Below are 26,514 nucleotides of genomic sequence, written 5' to 3' on the forward strand. Positions count from 1 at the left end.
GGCATCCTTAAATTCACATTAAGGTTGACCGTATTCCCCTGCGCCCCTCAAACAAGAAGGAACCGTCATTTTGGTAGACTTGAAGCCGTAGTATCTGCCCGTTTTCTTTAAACCTGCAAAAAAAAGTAGCACTTGGAATGTCAATAAGCGTCGCACTGAGCCATCAAACAACCTACGAATACGATCGCCCCGTTAATTTGGCCCCCCATGTTGTGCGGTTGCGACCCGCGCCCCATAGTCGAACCCCAATCAAGAGCTACAGCCTCAAGATTGAACCCGAAGACCATTTTCTGAATTGGCAGCAGGATGCCTATGCCAACTGGAGCGCACGCATTGTGTTTCAGAAACCGACGCAGAAGTTTTCGGTCACGGTGGATTTGGTCGCCGATATGGTCGCGATCAATCCGTTCGATTTCTTTCTCGAAGAGGATTGTCAGCAGGTCCCATTTGAATACTCCAAGGAGCAGCGCAAAGACCTGCGTCCCTACCTCAAAAGGGTTGGCCGTGGCGATACGTTCAAGGAATTCGCAGCACAGGCCCCCGAGCAAACCGGAGACACCAATGATTGGTTGGTGGCCCTCAACACCTTTATCGCCAATCGCATTGATTACACCATCCGAATGGAACCTGGTGTTCAAAGCCCCTCTGTGACCATTCGCAAGGCCTTGGGATCTTGCCGTGATAGCGCTTGGCTTATGGTCGCGTTGTTTCGGGAAATGGGCTACGCGGCGCGCTTTGTGTCCGGCTACCTAATTCAGCTGACGGCAGACATCAAACCTATCGAAGGGCCCGCCGGCCCGCAGGACGACTTCACCGATCTGCACGCTTGGTGCGAGGTGTTTCTACCGGGTGCCGGTTGGGTTGGCATGGACCCAACTTCGGGGCTTTTTGCGGGTGAGGGGCATATCCCTCTGGCCGCGACACCCGAACCCAGTTCCGCCGCCGCCATCACCGGTGCCCATGACTTTGCCGAGGTGACGTTTGGCTTTGACATGTCGGTCAAGCGGGTTGACGAACCACCTCGCGTGACCCGCCCGCTGTCTCCGGAACAATGGGCCGAGATCGACCGCGCCGGGCAAGCCATCGAAGACAAGCTGCAAGCGCAGGATATGCGTTTGACGATGGGGGGCGAGCCAACCTTTGTGTCCGCTATTGACCGCGATGGTGAGGAATGGACAACCGAAGCGGTTGGCCCCACCAAACGCACCTATGCCGATAATCTGGTGCGTCGCTTGCGTGATCGGTTTGCGCCGCATGGCGTGCTGCATCACGGTCAGGGCAAATGGTATCCGGGGGAACCGCTCCCGCGCTGGGCTTATTCCTTGATCTGGCGCGGCGACGGGTTGCCACTCTGGTCCGAGGCCGACCTTTTGGCCAAGGAAAACACTGGACACGCGACCCATGAAACCGCCGAGGCGTTTTCTGAGCGGCTGGTCGAGGCGCTTGACCTTGGCGAAGAGGCCGTGGCCCACCCCGTTTACGAGGACCCGATGCATTTTGTCGGCAAGGAGGCCATGCTGCCCGACAATGTGACGGTTCAGGACAACAAGCTCGAAGATCCCCAAGAGCGCGCGCGTCTGGTGCGGATGTTGAACAACGGGCTTGCCGACCCTGTTAGCTTTGTCATACCGATCCAACTGGCACAGGCCAAAGCCAGCGCGCGGCGGCGCTTTCGCTGGGCGTCGGATGTCTGGAGCACGCGGCGCGATAAGTTGTTCCTTTTGCCCGGCGATAGTCCGGCAGGATACCGTCTGCCTCTTAATTCGCTTTCTAAATCAGATGAGTTCAAACAGTATTTCCGCGATACCATGCTGCGTCGCATGCGCAAGTTGCCCCCACGCCGTGCGGTGCGTCGCGGGGCCGAGCCGGACAGCCCCGCGGAGACCGAAGAGTTTTTGACCACGCCGTTTTATGGTCCCGGTTACGGGCCGGCTGGTCTTGTTGGGTTTGGTCAGCCGATCATGCCGCAACCGGCGAAACAGGTCCGCCAAAAGCGCCGCTCTGCCGCGCCCGGACCCGCGCAAAATTACGAAGAAGATGTTTGGCTGCAGGACGTGGCAGGCTCCGATGACTGGCTTGCGGGTGAAAATACCTTTTGGGTCGAAGGCATGCCGATCCGAACCGCATTGGCGGTTGAACCACGTGACGGTATTTTGCATGTGTTCATGCCGCCAACCGGGTCATCAGACGAATATCTCGACCTTGTCGAAGCGGTCGAGGAAACCGCCGCCGAGATGAATCTGCCGGTGCGGATCGAAGGCTATGAACCACCCAACGATGGTAATTTCAACGTGATCCGAGTGACCCCGGACCCGGGCGTGATCGAGGTTAACATCCATCCGGCCAAAAATTGGCAAGCGCTCAAGGAAATCAACGAAGTGCTGTACGAAGAGGCCCGTCAAAGCGGGTTGGACAGCTTTACCTTTATGGTTGATGGTCGCCTGACCGGCTCGGGTGGGGGCAATCACATCGTTGTCGGGGGCGAAACCCCCGCCGACAGCCCATTCTTGCGGCGTCCCGATATGGTCGCTTCGATTATTCGATACTGGCAACGTCACCCGTCTCTGTCATACTTGTTCTCTGGCACCTTTATCGGCCCGACAAGTCAGGCCCCGCGCTTTGACGAGGGGTTGGCGGACAAGGTCTATGAGATGGAAATCGCTCTGAATGAGCTTAGTCGCATTCAGGAAACCGGGCAGGCCATGCCGTGGCTGTCGGATCGCATCTTGCGTCATCTCCTGACAGACTTGACCGGCAATACCCATCGGGCCGAGATTTGCATCGACAAAATGTATTCCCCGGATGGCCCTACCGGACGACTTGGCTTGGTCGAATTTCGCGGGTTCGAAATGCCGCCCCATTGGCAGATGAGTATGGCCCAGTCGTTGGTCATGCGGGCATTGCTGGCGTGGTTCTGGGACAAACCCTACACGGAGCCGCTGGTGCATTGGGGCAAAGAGTTGCACGACAAGTTTTTGCTGCCGCACTACTGTCGTGCCGACTTTGACGAGGTTTTAGGGGATCTTAGCGCGGCCCACGGGTTGGCGTTCCGCCCGGATTGGTACAACGCACAATATGAAATGCGGTTTGGTGAGGTCGGCAACACCACGATAGAGGGTCTCAAACTCACGCTGCGCAATGGCATCGAGCCTTGGCTTGTTTTGGGCGAAGAGGCCTCGGGTGGCGGAACCTCTCGCTATGTCGACAGTTCGCTAGAACGTGTCGAACTCAAAGTAGAAGGCGATATGGGCAGTCGGTTTGTCATCACCTGCAATCAGGTCGAGGTGCCATTGCACAAAGTCGGGCCAGATACACATGTCGCCGGCGTGCGTTTTCGTACTTGGCAACCTTGGTCATCGCTGCATCCCACAATCCCAGCCCACGCGCCGCTGGTCTTTGATGTGTATGATAGGGTCTCTGGTCGATCCGTTGGCGGTTTGAAATATCTGGTTGCCCACGAAGGCGGGCGCGCCCATGAAACCCGCCCTATCAACGACTTGGAGGCCGAAGGACGCCGCCGCGTGCGGTTTCAAAAAGGCCAACACACGGCGTTTAAGTTCGATCCGATCAAGCCAAGGACAAATAAATGGAATGAGGCAACGCTAGACTTGCGCTTTGTGTAAGGGACGAAATTTGCTGATTGGGGTGGCCCTAATGTCCGAGATGCCTGTCTGGGTCAGACTTATCTGGTCTGTTTCATAGTCAACCGGCGCAAGCATATCAGTGTTGGTGTGCTTGCGTGTCGGGATGAAAAACACCTCAATGTATTAGAACACGTCCCGCCTAGCATCGTCGCGTGTAAGATACCGCCGCCGTCTGATCCGCTCCCGTTTCAATAGCTGGAAGGGGGCAGTTGCATTTGGTCTCTAAGGCCGATTTGGTGTGACGATGGTGGGGCAATTCAAGCTGCGGTTTCGAACAGCATACAAACGAATACGATCTCGCCGTGAAGGCCTACAAACTTGTGATCGATATGTCGGCGATTGATCGATCCAATGGTTTCGATACCACGCAGCGTTGCTCTGGCCGTTCGCAAAAATCGAACGCTCAGACGATATCCCAATTTGGGGTCATCGCGGCATGGTCGCTTTCGAAGAGATCGTTGCGCCTCTTGCGGTCGAAATGCCGGATGCTGTCAAAGTGCGGATCATATCGCTGACCGTTTTCATCCACTGTTCGCTACAAGTACCGCCATTTGCCGCCGACGCGGATATCGTGTCCAAGTGCTACTCGACGCTTGTGCCGCGCTCTGCAAGCAGAGTCACTACGCCATGTTTGTGGGTTTCACAGATACCACCGCATTGCGCAAAGGATGACGTCAGACGGAAATCGGTGATGTTTGAAAGGGATTTACAGGGCGTGCACGACCTCAGGTGCTGGTCCTGTCGACCATGATTTTGTTAAGCACATTCTTCGGTGGGCACCGTTCGCGTATGTTTGGTTGGCCCGCCAAGCCATTTCTCCGTGCAGACGATTTTCCGTGTGACCAAGGATCGGGGCCGCCGATAGGCAACGCTCCCTTTCGGCTTAGGCTGCCCAAGGGATTGCGGCGACACGACGGTCAAATGGTGCGCCGCGTTTTGCACGCTTACGCTTTTATCGTATCCACGACTTCTGCTTTGAAGACCTTCGTTCCATCCGTCTTTTCACGCCCCTCAATATGTGCCATATGCTCTTGCTTTCCTGAAGGCTTCGGTGGGGAATGCTGTCCGCCGGAAGCCCAGGTGCGTCCGCCAATAGGGGGATTCTAGTGTCAAATGAGCGAGAATGTGCAGCAAATGTCGGATATCAGACACTTAAAGACAGGCGAAATAACGCATAAAGAACAAATGATTAAAGGTGTTTCGTCTGCTGCACGTCTTTCCGTTGCCCCGATGATGGATTGGACCGACCGGCATTGTCGTTTTATGCATCGTCTGATTTCGGGCGAGGCGTTGTTGTACACCGAAATGGTGACGGCACCGGCACTGGTTCGCGGGGGGGCACTGCATTTACTTGACTACAATGCCCAAGAGCACCCGGTCGCGCTTCAGTTGGGGGGATCGGACCCGGAAGAACTGGCCAAGGCGGCTCAGTTTGGGGCCAAGGCCGGTTATGATGAGATTAACCTGAATTGCGGTTGCCCGTCGGATCGCGTGCAATCGGGCACCTTTGGGGCTGTGTTGATGAAACACCCCAACCTCGTTGCACGCTGTGTCAGCGCCATGCGCGAGGTGGTCGATGTTGATGTGACTGTGAAATGCCGCATTGGTGTGGATGATCAAGACCCACACGAGGTGCTGCCGCGCTTCCTTGAGCTTATCGTTCAAGCTGGGGTGCCCCGTGTCACCATCCATGCGCGCAAAGCTTGGCTGCAAGGGCTAAGCCCGAAGGAAAACCGCGACATCCCACCTTTGGACTACGACCTTGTCTTTGAGATGAAAAAACAGTTTCCGGAACTACATATCTCGATCAATGGCGGGATCAGCGACCTTGAGACTGCAAGTCGCATGCTGGATCAGGGCCTTGACGGTGTTATGATCGGTCGGGCCGCCTATCATCAGCCTTGGGATATTCTCGGCGACGCCGATGCACAATTGTTTGGCGGGACAACACAAACGACCGCACGTCAGGTTGCGATGGATATGTTGCCCTATATCGAAACACATCTATCTTCAGGCGGGCGCTTGCATCAGGTCACGCGGCATATGCTTGGGCTGTTTGCCGGGCAGCCCGGGGCGCGTCGTTGGCGGCAAGTGCTGTCGACACAGGCAACAAAAGACGGCGCAGGCCCAGAAGTGGTTCTGGACGCGTTGAAAAAAATGGATGAGGCGCAGGCAGTATGACTATGGATTTCGCAACGCTTTTGCCCCTGTTGGTTTTATTGCTAATATCCTCCGCTTTTGCCGGAATTTTGGCCGGCTTATTGGGGGTCGGCGGCGGAATTGTTTTGGTTCCAGTGTTTTTCTACATATTTAGCTGGTTGGGATTTGATGGCCCGATGTTGATGCAGGTCTGTCTTGCGACATCCTTGGGAACGATCATCCTAACATCACTGCGATCGGTACAAGCCCATAACAAACGCGGGGCGGTTGATTGGTCGATCCTCAAAAGCTGGGCCCCCGGAATAGTCATTGGCGCAGTTTTGGGCGTGACGGTTGCGGCAGGTTTGAAGTCGGATGTGTTGGAAGTGATCTTTGGGATTTTGGCCGGGATCATTGGCCTTTATCTGGCGTTTGGTCGAGAAACCTGGCGCTTGGGTGACGCCATGCCAACGGGCCTCACTCGCATGATATTGTCTCCAGTGATGGGGTTCATGTCTGTCCTTATGGGAATAGGCGGAGGTAGTTTTGGTGTTCCGCTCATGACGTTGTTTTCTGTGCCGATGCATAGGGCCGTTGCAACGGCGGCGGGGTTTGGTGTTTTGATCGCGGTGCCATCGGTCATTGGGTTTCTGTTTTTGGAAATCGCGGACGCACCGCCAATGACAATTGGCGCGGTCAATATTCCGGCCTTTGTGATTGCCGTTTCCATGACAATGATAACCGCGCCCGTCGGGGCGAAATTGGCCCATTCATTGCCGGCCAAATCGCTTAAACGTGTATTTGGGGTATTCCTGCTGATTGTGGGTGCAAATATGCTGCGTCAGGCGATTTGGGGATAATTGGCTGATTCCATTTCTTCGGCCTAAACCCAGTATCTGGGGTTGAGAATCAGACGTCTCATTCTAGCCAACGGCGTGTTTTAGGGGCATTTTTCGTTACAATCTCAGTAATTCAATTGGATTGTTGCTAGGTTAACCTCAGTTCGCCACAAAATTTGCGTAATTTCAGAAAAAGTCTAAATCTTAATGCGAATTATGGAGGTCTAAATGGCTTGGTTTCTTGCACTTTTTCCATTGCTTTTGATTGGCGCATTGGTCGGCGGTGATGACGACGATGGTGACAGTGGTGGATCCAGCGGCGCTGATGACTCATCAGAGCCAGATCCAATTGTAAACGACGACTCCAGCGGCGGTGACGATACCATTGCTGGCACAGACGGCGACGATTCTATCAATGCCCTTTGGGGGGCCGATCTTGTTTATGCAGAGTCCGGGAATGATGTAGTAAACGGCAATGGCGGTGACGACACATTACATGGTCAAGCTGGCGATGACTCTCTGAATGGCAATTTGGGCGAAGACCGGCTTTTGGGTGGCGACGGGAATGACCGTTTGGACGGTGGATCAAATGATGACCGTTTAGACGGCCAAAACGGCGACGATCTGGTGTTGGGCTCCTATGGCAATGACGTTTTGCGCGGTGGCGCAGGTGAAGACACCTTGGACGGACAGTCAGGAAATGACAGTTTGGACGGCGGAGCAGGTGATGATGCCTTGCTTGGCGGCGCAGGAAATGACGACCTGCACGGCAAATCGGGAAATAACGGTTTGGATGGGGGTGACGGCGACGATACGCTTGAAGCTGATGACGGGTCGAGCACCCTTTTGGGAGGCGCAGGTGATGACCAACTGACCATCAATCGTTACGGGGCGGATCTGAATTCGGATTCTTTGGACGGTGGCGAGGGGAATGACACCCTATTGGCGGGCCATGCGGATGATACGCTTGTTGGTGGTCTCGGCTCTGATAGCGTGAGCGGGGGCGACGGCGACGACAGTATTTGTGGCGATGATCTCGCCCATGAGGGGGACAGCGCTGAAGGTGACGACACCCTGCATGGCGAAGATGGCAACGACACGATCACAGGCAACGGTGGCAACGATAGCCTAACCGGTGACGATGGCGACGATGTGCTCTCTGGCGGGGATGGTGAAGACACATTGCTTTCCGGAATGGGGACGGATGCTCTGTTTGGCGGCAATGGAAGTGACACCTTGATCAACGATGCCGGGTCTAGCGTGGCCACCGGCGGCTTGGGGGCCGACACATTTGTCGTTGATACTATTGGCGGGCTGATCTCTGCCGAAGCGGATCACGCCATGCGGGTGACGGATTTCACCACATTGGGCGATGACGCGGATGTTCTACGGATCGAATTAAACGGGTCTCAGTTTGGCGGCGAAGGCCTGCCAAGTGGCGATGTTGATATCGTTGCCGATGGGGTGACTGGCGATATGTTGGTTCAGATTGACCATGACGGAGAGACGTTAACATTGGCGCGCATCGATGATGGGGTTGCCAATGGATTTAACGCGGACAATGTGGTTGTCACGATTTCTGAACCGGTAGCTGAGGCGGAAGAAGAGGTCGCCGTCTGAGTGGAGTTCAGGTCGCTTTGGCCCGAGTTTGTCGGGCCTTACGACCGCCACGGCGTTTGCTGATGCTTGACTGACGATCCGGAAGCGTGGCCATGATTTGGCTGCGCTCTTCGTTTGTTAGCTTGGACCAACTTGTGATTTCATCAATGGACCGCAGGCACCCGGTGCATAGGCGCGCCTCGGGGTGGATGACGCAAATCTGCACACAGGGGCTTTGGATTTCATCACGTTGCCAGACCGCAGATTTCGCAGCCGCCTGGGCGCGGGAATTGGCGAGTTCGTCCTTCAAAGGGTCAGCCTCCGAGATGGCGCAACCGATCAAGCGCCCCTTGTAGGATATACGAGGCCGCGACGTGATCGATGACCTCGGAGCGACGTTTTCGTGACGTATCCGCCTCAAGTAGGGCACGTTCCGCGGCAACAGTGCTTAGGCGTTCGTCCCAAAAGGTGATAGGGCCGTCCCATAGCCGGGTGAAATTGCGGGCAAAAGCGCGGGTTGATTGGCAGCGCGCCCCTTCGGACCCGTCCATGTTGCGCGGCAGGCCAAGAACAACCCCAGCGATGTCACGCTTTTGAAGGATGACGATCAAGGCCTCGGCATCCAACGTGAATTTCTTGCGTTTGATGGTTTCGATTGGCGTCGCGACGCTGCGCAAGCCATCAGATACGGCAACGCCGATTGTCTTGGTTCCAAGATCCAATCCGGCCACGGCGCGCATCGGGGGCAGGGCGGTCGCAAATTCAGTGATGTCTTCGTAGATCATAGCGGCGAAAGGCCCTTTTCAAGCGACGCCCACCCGCCCACCCCGTCCCTTGAAAAGGGCCCGGTGGCGATGCGGCGGGGGAAAGTATTAATCAGCAAGTCCTGCACGGGTCGCAGCAGCGGTGATTTGATCAAGCGACGCGGGGTCGTTGGCAAAGACGCCCTTGGCTTCATTGTAAATCGCTTGTGCACGTTCGGAGTCTCCGACGACGCCAAGCGCCGTGATCAGTTTGGCCCAATCGGGGGCGGGGCCACCTTCTTCGGCCAAACGTTCCGACAGGTTTTCCACCATGCCAAGGATCATCTCTTGGCGTTCTTCAGGTGTCATATCCGACGCCGCGGCCACATCTGCCGCACTTGGTCCGGCTTGATCGCCATGTCCTTCGGGCAGCGGCGGTAGCTCGTAGCGGCTGATGCCGGCGCGAAAGGCAAGCTCTTCGATTTGGGCGCGGATTGGGCCAACCCAAGGAGCCTCCGGCGGGCTTGAGCGCAGCAGGATGTCCCACATCTGGAAAGCGACGTCGGGGCGGCCGGTCTGGGCCATCATCAACCCGCCATAAAAGCGCGCCACGCCGTTCTCAGGATCAAGGGCCAGCGCCTGTTCAAGGACCTCTTGCGCCTCAGGAGAAACGTAACCCCCGGCTGCGATGATCATCATATCGGCCAGATCGGTATAGTCCTTGGCTGTGGCGCCTTCGCCCAACAGGGCCACCAATTTCGCCTGAACCTCATAGGCGGCTTTGTAGTTGCCCAATGTCGCCTCGGTGCTGGCGAGCAACACCAAACCGCGTTCATCATCGGGGCGTTTCTCAACGGCATCACGCAGTTGCACCACAAGCTTCATGTAATCTTCTGGGGCATCCACGGGTTCGGCCGCGGGCATGCGTTCTTCGGCGTCGGCTTGGCTCATTCGGTTGTCGCGCGCCTTTTGCGATTCTTCCATGCGCACCGCTAGGGGCATATCTGGCGTGCCCGGGTTGCCAAGGTAGGTATAGAGGCCAAATCCGCCGCCCAAAACCGTAGCAGCCACCAAGCCAGCCATGACAAAGCTGGCTATCCCGGCTTTTCCGGCGTCGCTGTTGCCTTCTTGTGCGGCTGTATCCGCCGCCAAAATACGGCGTGAAATCTCAACCTTGAGACGCTCGGCCTCATCGGCGGCAATCGTGCCCCGCGCTGTGTCTTTTTCGATCTCGCTAAGCTGATCGCGGTAAACCTGCAAATCAAACGCCTCGGCTGGTCCGGTGTCGCGATTGCCGCGCAGCAACGCCAGCAGCAAAAGCACCGTTAAAACCAGCGCCAATGCGCCTGTGAGGATCCAGAACATGATGTTGCCTCCGTCGTGTCCTGCCATGATCTATAGGTGCGGAGCCAAGGAAAAAAGGGCAAAAGTCAAGCGATCAGCGGGATGTGACAACGCGCGCCAAACTTTGCGCGTCGGCTTTGCCGCAGGGCCATGTCGCAACTGTGTCAAATGTGACGGTTGTGTGCCGCCGCTTTCACGCTAACCATTTATCACAATACACGAACCTTGAGCTTTGGGATTCGACCCTCATGAAACGCTATTCTGCCTTTGCTATTGCGCGCGAAGCCCTGCGCGACCACACCGGATGGGAGCGCGCCTGGCGCAAGGCCCAGCCGAAAAAGCGCTATGACGTGATTATCGTGGGGGCCGGGGGGCATGGCCTCGCAACCGCTTATTACCTTGGCAAAAACTTCGGGATCACCAATGTTGCGATCATCGAAAAAGGCTGGCTTGGCGGCGGCAATACCGGGCGCAACACCACGATCATTCGCTCCAACTACCTCCAAGATCCGTCTGCGGCGATCTATGAAAAGGCCCGGTCTCTTTACGAAACCATGAGCCAAGACCTGAACTATAACGTCATGTTTAGCCCACGTGGCGTGATGATGTTGGCCCAAACCGAACACGAGGTGCGCGGCTACCAGCGCACCGCCCATGCCAATGCGCTACAGGGCGTTTCGACCGAGTTCATTTCGCCCCAACGGGTCAAGGAAATCGTGCCGATCATGAATATCAACGGCCCGCGCTACCCTGTGCTTGGGGCGCTGTGGCAAGAACGTGCCGGAAGCGCGCGCCATGATGCGGTCGCTTGGGGCTATGCCCGGGCCTGTAGCGCCATGGGCATGGACATTATCCAGAAATGCGAAGTTACCGGCGTGATGCAAGAGGGCGGCAAGGTCACCGGTGTCTCGACCTCCAAGGGCGATATCGCCTGTGAGAAGCTGGGCATGGTCGTTGCGGGTCATTCCGGCGCTTTGGCCGATATGGCCGGGTTCCGTTTGCCGCTGGAATCCGTTGCGCTTCAGGCCTTGGTGTCCGAGCCAATCAAACCAATCATGAATTGCGTGGTCATGGCCAATACCGTGCATGGTTATATGTCGCAATCGGACAAAGGCGAAATGGTCATCGGCGGCGGCACCGATGCCTATAACAACTATACCCAGCGCGGCTCCTTTCATCATGTCGAAGAAACCGTGCGTGCCTTGATCGAAACATTCCCAATGCTGTCGCGCCTAAAGATGCTGCGCCAATGGGGCGGGATTGTCGACGTGACCGGGGATCGTTCGCCCATTTTGTCGAAAACACCACTAGAAGGCTGCTTTATCAACTGCGGTTGGGGTACCGGCGGCTTCAAGGCCATTCCCGGCTCGGGCTGGGGTTTTGCCGAACTGATGGCGCGCGGCCACTCGCCGTTGACGGATGAATTCGGTCTGAACCGTTTCGCCGAAGGCCGCTTTATCGACGAAAGCGTGGCGGCGGGGGTGGCGCATTGATGAACGAAGCCCATTTTTTCAACGGTAGGCTTTCAAAGTGGAGCGCAACCATTAAGTGGCTGGCAACTGTAGCAATTTCGATTTGGGGCGGCGGTTCGGTCTACTATTTGTTCGGCGCGCCTGATACCGCGCTTTTCCAAGCGTTTGGCGCTGTTGGTGTTGGAGCATTGATTGCTCACTACTCCTTTATTCGTTCTACGTTTAGGTTTCGGCGACTTTGCTTAGAGCAAAACAGAAGCTCTCAAATAGCTTTGGTTTACGACTTGACTCGTTGTTCAAGCGATAAGCTGAGTGGAGAACTTCTAAACCTACAAAAGCTGACACAAAGTCTCGAAGATTTGATGGTCGAAGAAGACAGGTCAGTTTTCAAAGAAATTCTGCTAGTAGGCCTCGCTACGCTCCAATGGGGATTTGGCGACCGGGTAGTGGGTGTCCTGTGCAACCTAAAAGGTGTGTCATGCTAATCCTTGAATGCCCCTATTGCGGCGTCAAAGCCGAAGAAACCGAACTTCACGCGGGCGGAGAGGCGCATATCAAACGCTTTGGTCCCGGCTCAAGCGACGATGACTTCGAAACCTATCTGTTTCAGCGCGAAAACCCGATGGGGGTGCATTTTGAACGCTGGCGCCATGTGAATGGCTGCGGAAAATGGTTCCACGCTGCGCGCTCAACCACCACGCTTGAGGTTTTCGGCACTTATAGCGCCCGAACCTTTGAACCCCCACAAGAGATCAAAGACAAAATCACCGCCCGTCTTCCGGGCTGGAGCTGGAGGGACCTGTCGTGACCTCCGTTTTCATCTCGCCAATTAAACTCCCGCCGGAGGCGCTCCAACCCTCCACTCGCGAAAAGGGCCACTGATATGAGCACCCGTCTCGCCAAAGCCGGTCGCCTGATTGACCGTAGCAAAACCGTGAATTTCTCCTTTGATGGCAAGCGTTTCACCGGCCATCAGGGCGATACCCTGGCCTCGGCTTTGCTGGCCAATAACCAGATGATGGTTGGTCGAAGCTTTAAATACCACCGTCCACGCGGCATCGTTGCCAGTGGTGCAGAAGAACCAAATGCCCTTGTTAACTTGGGCACCGACACGCATCACGAACCCAATCAACGTGCCACGACGACGGAATTGTTCGATGGCCTCACCGCGACGCCGCAAAACGTCTGGCCAAGCCTCGATTTTGACATCGGTGCGGTGAATTCCTACGCCTCTCGTCTTTTGACGGCGGGGTTTTACTACAAGATGTTCATGTATCCGCGGGCGTTTTGGAAGCACGTCTATGAACCCTTCATTCGCCAATCGGCGGGGCTCGGAAAGGCACCTGCTCCCGAAACGCGTGACCCTGATACCTATGAACATTTTTATGCCTTCGTTGATGTTCTGGTCATCGGCGGTGGTGTCGCCGGTCTTCAGGCCGCCAAAACCGCGGGTGAGACCGGGGCCAAGGTTCTGTTGATCGAGCAAACCCCGGATTGGGGTGGGCGGACCATGGTGGATGGCGGCGAAATTGACGGGATGTCGGCCGAAGATTGGGTCAAGGCAACGCTGCAAACCCTTGAAAATATGTCCAATGTCACTCTCCGCACTCGGCTGATGGGCGCAGGGGTTTACGATCACGGCTATGTTCTTGGCTATGAGCGTCTGACCGATCATGCACCCAATGCGCAAGGGCCGCGTCACCGTCTTTGGCGTATTCGGGCTAAACAAACCATCACCGCAACCGGTGCCATTGAGCGCCCGCTAAGCTTTGCGGGCAATGACGTTCCGGGGGTGATGTTGGCCTCTGCTGTGCGCGATTATGCGGTCAACTATGGCGTTTCTCTTGGCGATCGCACCGTGGTGGTGACCAACAACGACGACGCTTATCGCACGGCGATCACGTTGAAAAAAGCCGGTTTGGATGTTCCGATGATTGTCGACGCCCGCGATGCGGGTGGCGGCACCTTGATGGATGAGGCCTTGGCCCTTGGCATCCGCGTCGAGACTGGCTGCGGGATTGCCAAGTTGCATGGCAAGAAACGTGTCACTTCGGTCGACATCTGCAAACAGGCTGGCGAGGGCGCGATGCTCTGGAATGTCGAATGTGACGCTGTTGCGATGTCTGGCGGTTGGTCGCCGGTTGTTCATTTGTGGTCCCATTGCGGCGGCAAGCTTACTTGGGACGAGACCCAAGCCTTTTTCCGACCAGACCCGACACGCGCGCCCAAGGGGGACGATGGAAACGCATTTGTGCAAGTCGCCGGTAGTGCCAATGGTGAAATGCATTTGAGCAACATCCTGCAAGATGCAGGAAACGTGGGTGAAATTTCTGCGAAAGTGGCGGGTGCAACTGGTTCAGCGTCTGCGATTTCGGTTGCAAATGTGCAATCCGAAGCGCCGATGCAGCCCGTTTGGTTGATGCCGCAAGGGGCGCGTTATGGGCTTCGATTGAAGGCTTGGTTGGATTTTCAGAACGATGTCAAAGTGTCTGATGTTCAACTCGCCGCTCACGAGGGTTATGAAAGCGTTGAGCATACCAAGCGCTACACGACTTTGGGTATGGCGACGGACCAAGGTAAATTGAGTAATATCAATGGTCTTGCAACTCTTTCTAATGCGCTAGGTGAGGATATTCCGCAGGTTGGCACAACCACGTTCCGCCCGCCTTATACACCCATTTCCATGGGGGCGATTGCTGGCGAAGCGCGCGGCGAAATTTTCCAACCAATCCGCAAGACTCCGATGCACGATTGGCACGAGACCAACGGCGCACATTGGGAACCCGTCGGCCATTGGCGCCGCCCCTACGCCTTTGTCAAAACCGGCGAAACGGTCAAACAGGCGGTTCATCGCGAAGTGCTTGCCACCCGCAACAGCCTCGGCCTTTTGGATGCCTCGACCCTTGGCAAAGTCATCGTCAAAGGCCCGGATGCAGGCAAGTTCATGGACATGATGTACACCAACATGATGTCCAACCTGAAAGTTGGCAAATGTCGCTACGGCTTGATGTGTAGCGAGAATGGTTTCTTGTCGGATGACGGGGTTGTGGCCCGGATCGATGACGACACCTGGCTTTGTCACACCACGACGGGTGGCGCGGATCGTATCCATGCCCATATGGAAGAATGGCTGCAAACCGAATGGTGGGATTGGAAAGTTTACACCGCCAATATCACCGAACAGCTGGCGCAGGTCGCGGTTGTTGGCCCAAATGCCCGCAAAGTCTTGGAAAAACTGGGCGGCATGGATGTCTCCAAAGAGGCCTTGCCCTTTATGGAATGGCGCGATGGTGAGTTGGCCGGTTTCCCGGTACGCGCCTATCGCATCTCTTTCTCGGGCGAATTGTCCTATGAAATCGCCGTGCCCGCCAATCTGGGTCGCGCGTTTTGGGACAAGCTTCTTGAGGCCGGGGCCGAGTTTGACGTGACGCCCTATGGCACCGAATGTCTCCATATCATGCGGGCCGAAAAGGGCTTTATCATGATTGGCGACGAAACCGATGGGACAATCATCCCTCAGGATCTCGGGCTTAACTGGGCGATCTCGAAAAAGAAGGAAGACTTCCTTGGCAAACGCGCCCAGCAGCGCAGTCATATGACCGACCCAAAACGCTGGAAGCTTGTTGGGTTGGAAACAGTAGATGGATCGGTGCTGCCGGATGGGGCCTATGCGGTGGCCGAGGGCAGCAATGCCAATGGCCAACGCAACACCCAAGGGCGCGTTACCTCGACCTACCATTCGCCAACCTTGGACAAGGGCATTGCCATGGGGCTTGTGCTCAATGGTCCCGATCGCATGGGCGAGGTGATCGACTTTGCCGAAGCGGATGGGGAAACCATGATCAAAGCCAAGATTGTCAGCCCGGTCTTTTATGATCCCGAAGGGGAGAAGCAGAATGTCTGATTTAGCGACAGCCCTAGATGGGGCAAGTTTCGACGGTTTGGTCAAGGTTGAGGAATTGCACGCGCAAGGGATGATCACCCTTCGCGGCGATTTTGGCGACCCGGGTTTTGTGACCGCTGTGACGGGAGTGGCCGAAGTTTCTATGCCCGGCCAACGTGGTGCAATTGTTGATGGGCGACGCGGGTTGCTTTGGATGTCGCCGGACGAGCTTTTGCTGCTCTGTACCTATGCCGAAGCACCGATTTTGGCGGCGAAGCTGGACGCGGCTTTGGCAGGGCAGCATTGCCTTGTTGCTAATGTGTCGGACGCGCGGGCCTGTTTTACCTTGAATGGGGCCTATACGCGCGAAGTTCTGGCGAAACTGGCCCCGGTGGACATGTCTAGGGACAGTTTCGGTCCCGGAGAAGTTCGGAGAACACGGCTAGCTCAGGTGGCGGCGGCGTTTTGGTTGACCTCGGACGACGGCGCGCAAATCGTCTGTTTCCGCTCTGTGGCCGAGTATGTTTTCAACCTGCTCAAAGCGGCGTCTGCTCCGGGTAGCGAAGTTGATTTCTTGTAGAAAAACGAGGGCTGGGCGGTGATATTTATGTGCCGCCCGACCTGTTCGTCTCCATGTATCAATGACTTAAGTTGCACAATCTAAACTTGTTGCCTTGTAGGAAGCGCACTAAGTACAAGTCATAAGTATTGGAGAGTATTATGAATAAGACTGTTGGATTAGCCCTTGTGACTGCTTTTGGTTTCTTGGCGCAGCCAGTTTTAGCCGATGGCCAAATCTACGAATGCAAAGTTTCCAATACACGCAGCCAAGGGAATTGGCTTCCTGAAGTCTTGTTTATTGGTCATGATCGCGCTGCCAAAAAGGTCATCGTTTCTGACCCGATCATTTTGTATTTCAACGATAGTCAACCGGTCGAAGGCAAGGTCGACACCGACAACAAGAAACGCATCACGTTCACGTGGCGGTTGCGGGCGGATGCCAACGGGCAGTCGGCCAACATGGCCTATCGCGCCACCTATATGAAGGCCACCGGGCGTTTGAATATCTCGGGTTCGCCATTGGGCTTTGAAAACCGGTACACCTCAAGTGGCAAATGTGAGGTCAAACCGTTGAAATGATCCTATGCTGGCCTTGACCTTAGGCGGTCAACGCGACAGGTATGACGTAATCAATCAACTTCTGCGGACAAGGGACACCACCAATGGCTTTTGAACTTCCTGATCTTCCATATGCTCACGACGCGCTGGCCTCCAAAGGCATGAGCCAGGAGACAATGGAATACCACCACGACATCCACCACAACGCCTATGTTGTGAATGGCAACAAGCTGATTGCTGGCACCGAATGGGAAGGCAAATCGCTCGAAGACATCATCACCGGCACCTATGACGCGTCTGCGGTTGCTCAAAATGGTATCTTCAACAACGCCTCGCAGCACTGGAACCACATGCAGTTCTGGGAAATGATGGGCGCGGGTAGCAACGACATGCCATCCGAACTCGAAGCCGCTCTGAAAGAGAGCTTTGGCTCGGTTGACGCCTTCAAGGATCAGTTCTCGGCGGCGGGTGCCGGTCAGTTCGGTTCCGGCTGGTGCTGGTTGGTCAAAGATACCGATGGAGGCCTCAAGGTCACCAAAACCGAAAACGGCGTGAACCCGCTCTGCTTTGGTCAGACAGCTCTGCTTGGTTGTGACGTCTGGGAGCATTCCTATTACATCGACTTCCGCAACAAGCGTCCTGCTTACCTCGCCAACTTCTTGGACAACCTGGTAAACTGGGAAAACGTGGCATCGCGTCTGTGATCCATTTGGCGGGCTATCTATGACCACCCGCCGCACATTTATCAAAGGTCTGCTGGGCACCGTCCTAGCAGGCCTTTTTTCTGGTCTCTATGCGTTTTTTATCGAACCGGCGCTGCGACTGCGGGTGCAGACATGGCGAATTGCCCGCAAAGATTGGACCGCCAAGCCCCTGAAAATCGCCATCTTATCGGACCTCCATGTCGGGGAACCTTTTGTTGGTCCGCGTCGAATACGCCAGATCGTGGCGCGTATGAACGCGCTCAACCCGGATGTAATCCTATTGTTGGGCGATTATGCCGCCGGGCACCGTTTCATCACCAAATCTGTTGAAATCGCCGAGATCGCGCCGATATTGGCAGACCTCAAGGCCAAACACGGGGTTTTTGCGGTTCTGGGAAATCATGATTGGTGGGATGATTTGAACGCGCAAAAGCGCGGCGGTGGGCCAAATCTCTATGCCCAAGCGCTTGAGGCCAATGGTATTCCGGTGTTGTCCAACACTGTGATTAAACTTGAGGATCTTGGCGTCTGGATTGCCGGGCTTGAGGATCAATTGGCCCTTATCCGTCGACCGGGTGGCCAAAAGGGGCTGGATGATCTTGAAGGCACCTTGGCGCAGATTGCCGATGATGACCCGGTGATTTTGATGGCCCATGAACCGGACATTTTCACCAAAGTCCCCGATCGCGTCGCGCTCACCTTGTCGGGTCATACCCATGGTGGACAGGTGCGGTTGTTTGGCTGGTCCCCGATTGTCCCCTCGCGGTTTGGCAACAGATACGCCTATGGCCATGTGCGCGAAGCGGGGCGGGACCTTGTGGTCTCAGGCGGGATCGGCTGTTCGATCATGCCGGTGCGTTTTGGCGTCGTGCCTGAAATTACAGTGGTCGAGATGGCGCATGTCTGACGCACAGCGCGGTTTTTTGGCGATGCTTGGGGCCTGTTCGATATGGGGCTTATCGCCGATCTATTACAAGGCTTTGACCCATGTGCCCGCGGGCGAGTTGCTGGCGCATCGCTCGTTTTGGTCTTTGGCGGTGTTTGCCGGCGTCTTGGCGATACAGGGCCGTTTGGGGGCCTTAAAAACCGCGATGGGGTCACGCAAAGCCGTGGTCATTTTGATCATCGCCGCGCTGATGATTTCCATCAACTGGGGCCTGTTCATCGTGTCGGTGCAAATTGGCCGGGTGACGGAAACTTCGATGGGTTACTACATGTTCCCGCTTGTCGCTGTGGCGATTGGTGTGGTGTTTTTGCGTGAAAAACTAACGCTTTGGCAATGGCTTGCCGTGGGGTTGGCAACAATCGCGGTGGTACAACTGGCCTATGGCCTTGGCGCGCCGCCGTGGATATCGCTAATCCTAGCCGTCACCTTTGCCCTATACGGGTTGATCAAAAAGAACCTGAGCACCGGCCCGGTGGTTTCGGTTACCGCCGAGGTTGTGTTGATCGCGCCGTTTGCCATCGGCTGGTTGGCATGGATACATGCGCAGGGGCAGGGGCAGTTCGGCCAAGACACCACAACATCGGCGCTTTTGGCCTTTTCGGGGGTGATGACGGCCTTTCCGCTGATCCTGTTCTCTTACGCCGCGCAACGGGTGAACATGAGCACCCTTGGCCTGATGCAATACCTCAACCCAACCCTGCAATTCTTTTGCGCCGTAGCGGTGTTTGGAGAAGCGTTGAGCCAGCAACACCTGATCGCCTTCGTGTTGATCTGGACGGCGCTGGCAATCTACTCGATCAGCAGTTTCCGTCAGGAAAGCGCACGTCGCAAAAGCGCCATCACATCGCCGGCAGATGGGGCGGATTGAACAAAGTCCAAAAGCGAGGCATCGGCAAAGCCGCTATCAACAATATGGGTGAGCAAATCCCGTAAGGGGCCCCAATAGCCGTTCACATCCATCAGGATGATCGGCTTGTTATGAAGGCCAAGCTGGCGCCAGGTCAGCACTTCGAAAAACTCGTCCAAAGACCCGGCCCCGCCGGGCATTACCACGACGGCATCGGCGTTCATCAGCATGACTTTTTTGCGCTCATGCATGGTTTCTGTGACCACATAGGTGGTGAGATCGGTTTTGCCGACTTCCATATCAACCAGATGTTTGGGGATGACGCCAAAGGTATTGCCCCCCGCCGCCTGCGCCGCGCGCGCGACGGTGCCCATTAGACCAACATCACCCGCCCCATAAACAAGGCGCCAATTGGCGAGGGCAATCTCTTGGCCCAAGGCATTGGCTTGATCCGTAAAGGTCTCGTCATGGCCCGCCCGCGAGCCGCAATAGACACAGATTGAGGTGAGCGACATGAAATCCCCGCGTAGCTTGTGGAAAAGGTGTTTTGACCGCTGATACCTCGTAAGCTATACACGCTCAACCGCTCAGTTTTTTCTGTTTCTGGCCTTGGGGGGCTTTGGGCAAACTGGGTGATGGAAGAAAGGCTGCTATGAGCAAACTCGCACTTTATCTTGCGATCACGGGCGCGGCGAGCGCCGGTGTGGTGGCGGTTGCGGTTGTAACCGGTGCAATAGACTTGCCCGGTTCGAAACCGGACCCTGCGCAACAAGAACAGGCAAATGCCAACAAGGCGCCCGAGGTTGCCGTTCTTGCCCCCAAAAGCGCGCCCGCACCAGAGGCGGGGGCCGAGACAAGTCTGATCGCTGATCCCGTGGTTGCGGTTCCTGACGCCCAGCCAGAGGTAGAGAAAGACGCAGCGCCCGCCCCTGATAGCGTGTCGGAACCGGTGTCTGGGCCAGAAGCTGAGCCAGAAGCCGAGGCAGAGCCTGCCGTCGTCGAAAGTCCGGCTGCTCTTGAGCCTGAAACAGAGCCTGAAGATGTAGCGGTTGTAGAGCCGGAACCAGAGACAGCGGCGGATGCGCCGGATGTTGAGGTTGCCTCTAAGCCCGACGCCCCGACCGTTCCAGCCGCAGAGCCCACCGATCAGGGTGCCGCGGACACCCCGACTCCAGTTGTTGAGGCCCCGGTGGTCGAAACAACGCCCGAAGTCGTCGCAAACCCGGGTGATGTTCAGAGCGAAGACATTCAAACAGAAGCTGCGCAAGCTGTTGTTCCTGCACCGCGATTTGACATTGTTCGCGCCGAAACCGACGGTAGCACCTTGGTCGCTGGCGTGGCTGAGCCGGGTACTCAGCTCGAGGTTTTGGTCGATGGCAAAACCAGCGAGACCGTCAAAGTTGGGTCTGATGGGCGTTTTGTGACGTTTGTCGACCTGCCTGCAAAGGGCGCGGCCTCGGTCTTGACCCTGCGCAACGATACCCCGGCGGGGGCGTCGGTGTCCGAAGAACAAGTGATTGTCACGCCCGCCATCCCAGCGCCTACCCCGAAAGAGGAAAGCGTCGCCACGGTTGCGGATGTCTCCGAGCCGGTGGAAGAAACGGATGTGGCACAGGTAGATGTTGATGCCCCCAAACCGGTTGTAGACACCGCCGTTGCCCCAGAAATCGTCAGCGTTGTTCCCGATGCCCCAGCCGAACCCGAACAGGTGGCTGCCTTGGAAAGCACCGCCCCGGTCGAGCAAGATGGCCCTACTGCAGAGGCCCGTACCGAACCCGAAGAGGCCGAAGAACCAACCAAATTATTGCCGCCAACCGTCTTGATATCCTCTGCGCGTGGCGTCGAAGTGTTACAGACCGCGCCGGTTTCGCCGGGTGAGGTGGCATTGGATTCGATTAGTTACGACGAAGACGGGGAAGTGTTGCTTGCTGGGCGGGGTGAAGAGGCCGCTTCGGTTCGCGTCTATCTCGACAATACACCGATCACCACGTCGCGCATTGAGGCCGATGGCCGTTGGCGCGTCGAATTGCCCGAGGTCGACACCGGGACCTATACGTTGCGCGTGGATCAGATCGACGCCAGCGGCGCGGTAACGGCGCGGGTGGAAAGCCCGTTTTTGCGCGAAAGCGCCGAGCTTTTGGCAAGCGCGCTTGGCACCGGGTCCGGCCCGGTGCGGTCGATCACGGTTCAGCCGGGTCACACCCTTTGGGAAATCTCGACCAATCGTTATGGTGAGGGCAAAGACTATGTGCGAGTCTTTGATGCCAACCGTGATCGGATCGGTGACCCGGATTTGATCTACCCCGGTCAGGTGTTTGATCTGCCTGATTGATCTGCCCCTCGGGCCAAACCGCTGTTACATTATGCGCTTCCGCGCGCTTTGATCACGTTTGACGTGCGGTGACGCCCGTCATGAACGTGTCACTGTGCATTTGCGCACAGACGTCACGGCGTTTCGTGATCTGGTCACTTGGGTCCACATGGCTTACCTATGTTCGGACGCAAGCAGGAGCCCGCCATGCCGCCAGCCACCGACACAGATGACATCGCCCTAGAGGAGCGCCAATCGGGCTTGAAGGTGATCCGCCGGGTGTGGCCGTATCTTTGGCCGGATGGCCATGATTGGGTCAAGCGCCGGGTCGTGATTGCCATGGCGTTTTTGTTGCTGTCCAAGCTGATCGCGGTCACCACGCCGCTGTTTTACAAGGCGGCCGTTGACCGGCTTTCGGGCGATGTGCCGGATGTGGCGATTGGGGCCGTTGGGTTGACGCTGGCCTATGGCATTGCGCGTCTAATGACGGTTGGGTTTCAGCAATTGCGCGATGCTGTCTTTGCCAAGGTTGGGCAGCGCGCCTTGCGGGCGCTTGCGTTGGAAACCTTTACCCATATTCACAACATGTCGATGCGCTATCACATTGGCCGCAAAACCGGCGGGCTTAGCAGGATCATCGAACGGGGTGTTAAGGGCGTCGAGTTCCTGCTGCGCTTTTTGCTGTTTTCTATCGGGCCATTGGCGCTTGAACTGCTCTTGGTTGGCGTCATTTTGTTCTTTATGTTTGACGTTTGGTATTTGGCCGTCGTGACAGTTGTGATTGCCGCCTATGTCGCCTTTACCTTCAAGGTTACGGAATGGCGGGTCAAACTGCGGCGTAAGATGAATGCCCAAGATACCGATGCCAACCAAAAGGCCATTGATAGCCTGCTGAACTTTGAAACCGTCAAGTATTTCGGGGCCGAGTCCCGCGAAGCCGCCCGTTACGACGAGGCGATGAAAGGCTACGAAGAGGCGGCGATCAAAACCTCGACCTCATTGGCGATGCTGAATTTCGGTCAATCGGTGATTATCACCAGCGGCTTGATTGCAGTGATGGTGATGGCGGCGATGGGGGTGCAAAACGGCACCTTGACCGTCGGTGATTTCGTTATGGTCAACGCCTATATGATCCAAATCACCATGCCGCTGAACTTTCTCGGCACGGTCTACCGCGAAATTCGACAGGCTTTGGTCGATATGGGCGAGATGTTCCATTTGCTCGAACAGCCGCGCGAGGTGTCGGACAAGCCCGGCGCACCTGATCTTGATGTGCAGGGCGGTGTGGTCGATTTGACGGATGTTCGGTTCGGCTATGATGAAGCGCGTCCGATCCTAAAAGGAGTTAACGTGCATGTCGGGGCCGGGGAAAGTGTGGCCCTTGTCGGGGCGTCGGGCTCGGGCAAGTCGACAATCGGGCGTTTGCTATTCCGGTTTTATGACGTGGGCGGTGGCTCGGTGAAAATCGACGGTCAAGATGTGCGTGACGTGACCCAAGATAGCCTGCATGCCGCCATTGGGGTGGTGCCACAGGACACGGTGCTTTTTAACGACACGATACGTTACAACATCGGTTACGGCCGCGATGGCGCAACCGAAGAGCAGATCATTGAGGCCGCCAAAGCCGCGCAAATCCATGACTTTATCGCCGATTTGCCCGATGGCTATGAGACACAGGTCGGCGAACGTGGGCTGAAGCTTTCGGGCGGTGAAAAGCAACGGGTTGGTATTGCGCGGACCTTGCTCAAGAACCCGCCGATCCTGTTGCTAGATGAGGCGACATCGGCTCTGGATACCGAGACCGAAGCCTCGATCCAAGGCGCGCTGAAACGCGCCGGGGAAGGGCGCACCGTGATCACCATCGCGCACCGCTTGTCGACCGTGTCGGACGCCGATCGCATTGTTGTCTTGCATGCCGGAGAAGTGGTCGAAGAGGGCACACACGATGAATTGCTCGCCAAGTCAGGGCGTTACGCGCATCTGTGGACCATGCAGATCGCCGAAGAGGACGCGGCCTAAGCGCTACAAACGGTTGATTGAGGAGCGTTACCTAGAGCATTCACGCAAATCTTGTTTGGATGTCTCCGAGGTAAGCTCTCCTAGAACCGAGCGATAGACACTACGCGCCGCTTTGCAAACCGAAGCGCCCCTGTTCGGGCCATAGTGGTCAAGAAAGATAAAGGCGATGGCTTTTTCTTCGCCAGAATCGAGTTGAACCCTAGCAAAGGTGAAAGGGGCTTGCTTGTCCTCGCGCACCACTTGGGCATAGGCTGATCTCAAAAACTTTGGTAAAAGCATGGCTTGCTCGGGTGAGTTTAGGAAAATTCCCCATACACCAGCATCCTCAAAGGTGTCGCCTTCGTTTGGGTCTACGAATACTTTACGGTTTCGATTGAGAACGCTCAGCTCTTTATGGAAGGCAGGCGGTGTTTGGACACCTGCATATACGAGGGGCCTACCAGTGGCCTCGAAAAAGCTTGGTACTGTGCCGGCCCAAACGGTGTGCCCCGTCAAAACCAGACCACAAAGCGCAGAGATAAGAAGGTTTTTCATCACGGTTCCTTTGAAAACAAACCTAACCTGACAGGATTGTGGTGGTTGGAAAAGAGATCACTCTTTGGGAAATTGCGAAAGTGCTATTGATTTAATTGGGCTTGTGAGGGTTTTCACCTTTGGTAATGTTTTCTGACCACGTTTGTTGCCTATCGGAAACTTTTTCTCTATCTAAGGCACGAACCAACGTATCAAAGGGAGTCGCCCGTGTCTGACCGTGTGGAACGATTTGGCCTGCAAGTGGCCGCAGAGCTTGCCAATTTTGTCGAAACACAGGCCTTGCCGGGGACGGATGTCTCGGCAGATGGCTTCTGGCAGGGGTTGTCTGACCTCGCACATGAGTTCGGGCCGCGCAATGCCGCGCTTTTGGCCAAGCGTGCGGCGATCCAAGGTCAGATTGATGACTGGCACATTGCCAATCGCGATGCGCCTCATGATCACGCCTCCTACAAGGCGTTCTTGACGGAAATCGGTTATCTGTTGCCCGAGGGCGCGGATTTTGAGATCGAAACCGCCAATACCGATCCCGAAATCGCTTCTGTGCCGGGTCCGCAATTGGTGGTGCCGATCACCAATGCCCGCTATGCGCTTAACGCCGCCAATGCCCGTTGGGGAAGCCTTTATGATGGGTTCTATGGCACCGATGCCATGGGAAGCCTGCCCCCCAAGGGTGGCTATGACAAAGGCCACGGCGCACGCGTTATTGCCCGCGCGCGGGTTTTCCTAGATGAGGCATTCCCGGTTGCGGGGCTTAGCCATGCGGATGCCCGCCGCTACCATGTTCAAGGCGGCGCTTTGCTGGTTGATGAACGTCCTCTGGCCGATGCGTCGAAATTCGTCGGGTATCGTGGCCATCCCAAGGCCCCCGATGCTGTGCTGCTGCGCAACAATGGCTTGCATGTTGAGCTGGTCTTTGACCGCACCCATGTGATTGGTGCCCACGATCAGGCCGGTCTGGCGGATGTCCGGCTCGAAAGCGCCGTATCGGCGATCATGGATTGCGAAGACAGCGTCGCCTGTGTTGATGCAGCGGACAAGGTGCAGGCCTATGGCAACTGGCTTGGCCTGATGCGTGGTGACCTGACCGAAAGCTTTGAAAAGGGCGGCAAACAGGTGGTGCGGGCGCTGAACCCCGACCCGACTTATATCGCGCCGGATGGTGGGGACGTGACCCTAAAGGGCCGCGCGCTTTTGCTGGTGCGCAACGTTGGCCACCTCATGACCAACCCGGCAATTTTTCTGCGTGATGGCTCCGAGATTTTCGAAGGTCTGATGGACGCAATGATCACGGTTTTGATCGCCAAACATGATTTGTCCAAATCCGGTGGGCTGCGCAATTCGCATCATGGGTCGGTCTATGTTGTGAAACCCAAAATGCATGGCCCCGAGGAAGTTTCCTTTGCGGATGAAACCTTTACCCGCGTTGAAACCGTGCTTGGCCTGCCGTCGAACACGGTCAAACTAGGGATCATGGACGAAGAGCGTCGCACCACAGTGAACCTCAAGGAATGTATCCGTGCCGCCAAGGCGCGGGTGGCCTTTATCAACACCGGCTTCCTTGATCGCACCGGCGATGAAATCCACACCTCGATGGAGGCCGGGCCGTTTAGCCGCAAGGATTTCATCAAACGCAAGGCGTGGATCGGCGGCTATGAAAACCGCAATGTCGATATTGGATTGGAATGTGGCCTGTCCGGCAAGGCGCAAATCGGCAAAGGCATGTGGGCGATGCCCGACAAGATGGCGGCGATGTTGGAAACCAAGATCGAACACCCCAAGGCCGGCGCCAATTGCGCCTGGGTGCCGTCGCCCACCGCCGCAACGTTGCATGCGCTACACTATCACAAGGTTGACGTCTTCGCCGTGCAGGATGGCTTGCGCAAGGGCGGACGCCGCGCCCATGTCGATACGGTTCTGGAAATTCCATTAGCGACCTATCGCAATTGGAGCGAGGACCAAATCCGCCGCGAAGTCGAAAACAACGCCCAAGGGATTTTGGGCTATGTGGTGCGCTGGGTTGATGCCGGGGTTGGCTGTTCCAAAGTGCCCGACATCAATGATGTCGGCCTGATGGAAGATCGCGCCACTTGCCGGATTTCGTCTCAGCATATTGCCAATTGGCTGCATCATGGGGTGATTTCCTCGGATGCCGTGATGGCGATCATGAAGCAGATGGCTGAGGTTGTGGACCGCCAGAATGCGGGCGATCCGACCTATGTCGCCATGGCACCGGGCTTTGACGGGGTGGCGTTCCAAGCCGCCTGTGATCTGGTGTTCGAGGGGCGCGTTCAGCCCTCAGGTTATACTGAACCGGTCCTGCATCGCCGTCGTTTGGAACTCAAAGCGCAAGGGTAACACCATTGTTTAGCAG

21 protein-coding genes and 1 pseudogene are annotated in these 26,514 nt (G+C 56.3%); 16 read left to right on the top strand and 6 right to left on the bottom strand.

Features of this window, described 5'->3' with window-relative positions; genetic code table 11:
* Positions 1 to 137 precede the first annotated feature (137 nt).
* Positions 138 to 3,623 carry a DUF2126 domain-containing protein gene (locus tag Q1A43_RS18620; protein ID WP_299937703.1) on the top strand — a complete coding sequence of 1,162 codons (3,486 nt, stop codon included), beginning with the start codon at positions 138 to 140 and terminating at the stop codon, positions 3,621 to 3,623.
* On the opposite strand, the pseudogene Q1A43_RS18625 reads toward Q1A43_RS18620, so the two are convergent.
* A pseudogene (locus tag Q1A43_RS18625) lies at positions 3,603 to 3,845 on the bottom strand (IS3 family transposase); the annotation flags it as partial. The gene Q1A43_RS18620 and the pseudogene Q1A43_RS18625 sit on opposite strands and share 21 nt — an antisense overlap.
* A gap of 984 nt (positions 3,846 to 4,829) precedes the next feature.
* Between Q1A43_RS18625 and dusA the strand changes: the two are divergent.
* The 3 genes from dusA to Q1A43_RS18640 all read left to right on the top strand — a co-directional run bounded on the left by dusA (position 4,830) and on the right by Q1A43_RS18640 (position 8,242).
* Positions 4,830 to 5,825, top strand: a complete 996-nt coding sequence (gene dusA / locus Q1A43_RS18630) for a tRNA dihydrouridine(20/20a) synthase DusA (RefSeq protein WP_299937705.1) — start codon at positions 4,830 to 4,832, stop codon at positions 5,823 to 5,825.
* Complete coding sequence (locus Q1A43_RS18635; protein ID WP_299937707.1) at positions 5,822 to 6,643, top strand: sulfite exporter TauE/SafE family protein; 822 nt, start codon at positions 5,822 to 5,824, stop codon at positions 6,641 to 6,643. The genes dusA and Q1A43_RS18635 overlap by 4 nt, the downstream gene beginning before the upstream one ends.
* A 207-nt stretch (positions 6,644 to 6,850) precedes the next feature.
* On the top strand, positions 6,851 to 8,242 hold the full coding sequence (locus Q1A43_RS18640; RefSeq protein ID WP_299937709.1) for a calcium-binding protein: 1,392 nt from the start codon (positions 6,851 to 6,853) through the stop codon (positions 8,240 to 8,242).
* A gap of 7 nt (positions 8,243 to 8,249) precedes the next feature.
* Here Q1A43_RS18640 and Q1A43_RS18645 read toward each other — a convergent pair whose 3' ends face one another.
* From Q1A43_RS18645 to ccmI, 3 genes are all read right to left on the bottom strand, one after another.
* The gene (locus tag Q1A43_RS18645; RefSeq protein WP_299937712.1) at positions 8,250 to 8,531 is read right to left on the bottom strand and encodes a DUF1289 domain-containing protein; all 282 of its coding nucleotides are present in this window, start codon (positions 8,529 to 8,531) and stop codon (positions 8,250 to 8,252) included.
* A 4-nt stretch (positions 8,532 to 8,535) separates the two neighbouring features.
* Entirely contained in the window at positions 8,536 to 9,006 is a 471-nt protein-coding gene (gene ruvX, locus Q1A43_RS18650; RefSeq protein WP_299921277.1) for a Holliday junction resolvase RuvX, read from the bottom strand.
* An 87-nt stretch (positions 9,007 to 9,093) separates the two neighbouring features.
* Positions 9,094 to 10,356 (bottom strand): c-type cytochrome biogenesis protein CcmI, encoded by a 1,263-nt coding sequence (gene ccmI / locus Q1A43_RS18655; protein WP_299937714.1) that lies wholly within the window; start codon positions 10,354 to 10,356, stop codon positions 9,094 to 9,096.
* Between the two features lie 200 nt (positions 10,357 to 10,556).
* On the opposite strand from ccmI, the gene Q1A43_RS18660 reads away from it, so the two are divergent.
* From Q1A43_RS18660 to rarD, 9 genes are all read left to right on the top strand, one after another.
* Positions 10,557 to 11,801: a sarcosine oxidase subunit beta family protein gene (locus Q1A43_RS18660; RefSeq protein ID WP_299937717.1), complete on the top strand. Its 1,245-nt coding sequence runs from the start codon at positions 10,557 to 10,559 to the stop codon at positions 11,799 to 11,801.
* On the top strand, positions 11,801 to 12,265 hold the full coding sequence (locus Q1A43_RS18665; protein WP_299937720.1) for a hypothetical protein: 465 nt from the start codon (positions 11,801 to 11,803) through the stop codon (positions 12,263 to 12,265). Before Q1A43_RS18660 ends, Q1A43_RS18665 begins: the two co-directional genes overlap by 1 nt.
* Positions 12,259 to 12,588, top strand: a complete 330-nt coding sequence (locus Q1A43_RS18670; protein ID WP_299937723.1) for a sarcosine oxidase subunit delta — start codon at positions 12,259 to 12,261, stop codon at positions 12,586 to 12,588. The genes Q1A43_RS18665 and Q1A43_RS18670 overlap by 7 nt, the downstream gene beginning before the upstream one ends.
* Before the next feature lie 75 nt (positions 12,589 to 12,663).
* Positions 12,664 to 15,684: a sarcosine oxidase subunit alpha family protein gene (locus tag Q1A43_RS18675; RefSeq protein ID WP_299937726.1), complete on the top strand. Its 3,021-nt coding sequence runs from the start codon at positions 12,664 to 12,666 to the stop codon at positions 15,682 to 15,684.
* A complete protein-coding gene (locus tag Q1A43_RS18680) occupies positions 15,677 to 16,243 on the top strand; it encodes a sarcosine oxidase subunit gamma (RefSeq protein WP_299937728.1) in 567 nt (188 codons plus the stop codon). Before Q1A43_RS18675 ends, Q1A43_RS18680 begins: the two co-directional genes overlap by 8 nt.
* A gap of 140 nt (positions 16,244 to 16,383) precedes the next feature.
* On the top strand, positions 16,384 to 16,803 hold the full coding sequence (locus Q1A43_RS18685; RefSeq protein ID WP_299921288.1) for a hypothetical protein: 420 nt from the start codon (positions 16,384 to 16,386) through the stop codon (positions 16,801 to 16,803).
* An 83-nt stretch (positions 16,804 to 16,886) separates the two neighbouring features.
* Positions 16,887 to 17,486, top strand: coding sequence for a superoxide dismutase (locus Q1A43_RS18690; RefSeq protein ID WP_299921289.1), 600 nt, complete (start codon positions 16,887 to 16,889; stop codon positions 17,484 to 17,486).
* 19 nt (positions 17,487 to 17,505) lie between these two features.
* Positions 17,506 to 18,393, top strand: a complete 888-nt coding sequence (locus Q1A43_RS18695) for a metallophosphoesterase (protein WP_299937730.1) — start codon at positions 17,506 to 17,508, stop codon at positions 18,391 to 18,393.
* On the top strand, positions 18,386 to 19,300 hold the full coding sequence (rarD, locus tag Q1A43_RS18700; protein WP_299937732.1) for an EamA family transporter RarD: 915 nt from the start codon (positions 18,386 to 18,388) through the stop codon (positions 19,298 to 19,300). The genes Q1A43_RS18695 and rarD overlap by 8 nt, the downstream gene beginning before the upstream one ends.
* Here the strand turns inward: rarD and Q1A43_RS18705 are convergent.
* Complete coding sequence (locus tag Q1A43_RS18705) at positions 19,243 to 19,794, bottom strand: TIGR00730 family Rossman fold protein (RefSeq protein WP_299937735.1); 552 nt, start codon at positions 19,792 to 19,794, stop codon at positions 19,243 to 19,245. The genes rarD and Q1A43_RS18705 overlap by 58 nt on opposite strands.
* 137 nt (positions 19,795 to 19,931) lie before the next feature.
* On the opposite strand from Q1A43_RS18705, the gene Q1A43_RS18710 reads away from it, so the two are divergent.
* Together Q1A43_RS18710 and Q1A43_RS18715 are read left to right on the top strand one after the other, a co-directional pair.
* Positions 19,932 to 21,611: a hypothetical protein gene (locus Q1A43_RS18710; RefSeq protein ID WP_299937737.1), complete on the top strand. Its 1,680-nt coding sequence runs from the start codon at positions 19,932 to 19,934 to the stop codon at positions 21,609 to 21,611.
* A 186-nt stretch (positions 21,612 to 21,797) separates the two neighbouring features.
* Positions 21,798 to 23,609 carry an ABC transporter ATP-binding protein/permease gene (locus tag Q1A43_RS18715; RefSeq protein WP_299937739.1) on the top strand — a complete coding sequence of 604 codons (1,812 nt, stop codon included), beginning with the start codon at positions 21,798 to 21,800 and terminating at the stop codon, positions 23,607 to 23,609.
* Between the two features lie 27 nt (positions 23,610 to 23,636).
* On the opposite strand, the gene Q1A43_RS18720 is transcribed toward Q1A43_RS18715, so the two are convergent.
* Positions 23,637 to 24,143: a hypothetical protein gene (locus Q1A43_RS18720; RefSeq protein WP_299937742.1), complete on the bottom strand. Its 507-nt coding sequence runs from the start codon at positions 24,141 to 24,143 to the stop codon at positions 23,637 to 23,639.
* Positions 24,144 to 24,350: 207 nt separating this feature from the next.
* Here Q1A43_RS18720 and Q1A43_RS18725 point away from each other — a divergent pair, with 207 nt between their 5' ends.
* Complete coding sequence (locus tag Q1A43_RS18725; protein ID WP_299937745.1) at positions 24,351 to 26,498, top strand: malate synthase G; 2,148 nt, start codon at positions 24,351 to 24,353, stop codon at positions 26,496 to 26,498.
* Positions 26,499 to 26,514: the final 16 nt, after the last annotated feature.

This window comes from uncultured Pelagimonas sp. (assembly GCF_947498515.1).
Classification (GTDB): Bacteria; Pseudomonadota; Alphaproteobacteria; order Rhodobacterales; family Rhodobacteraceae; genus Pelagimonas.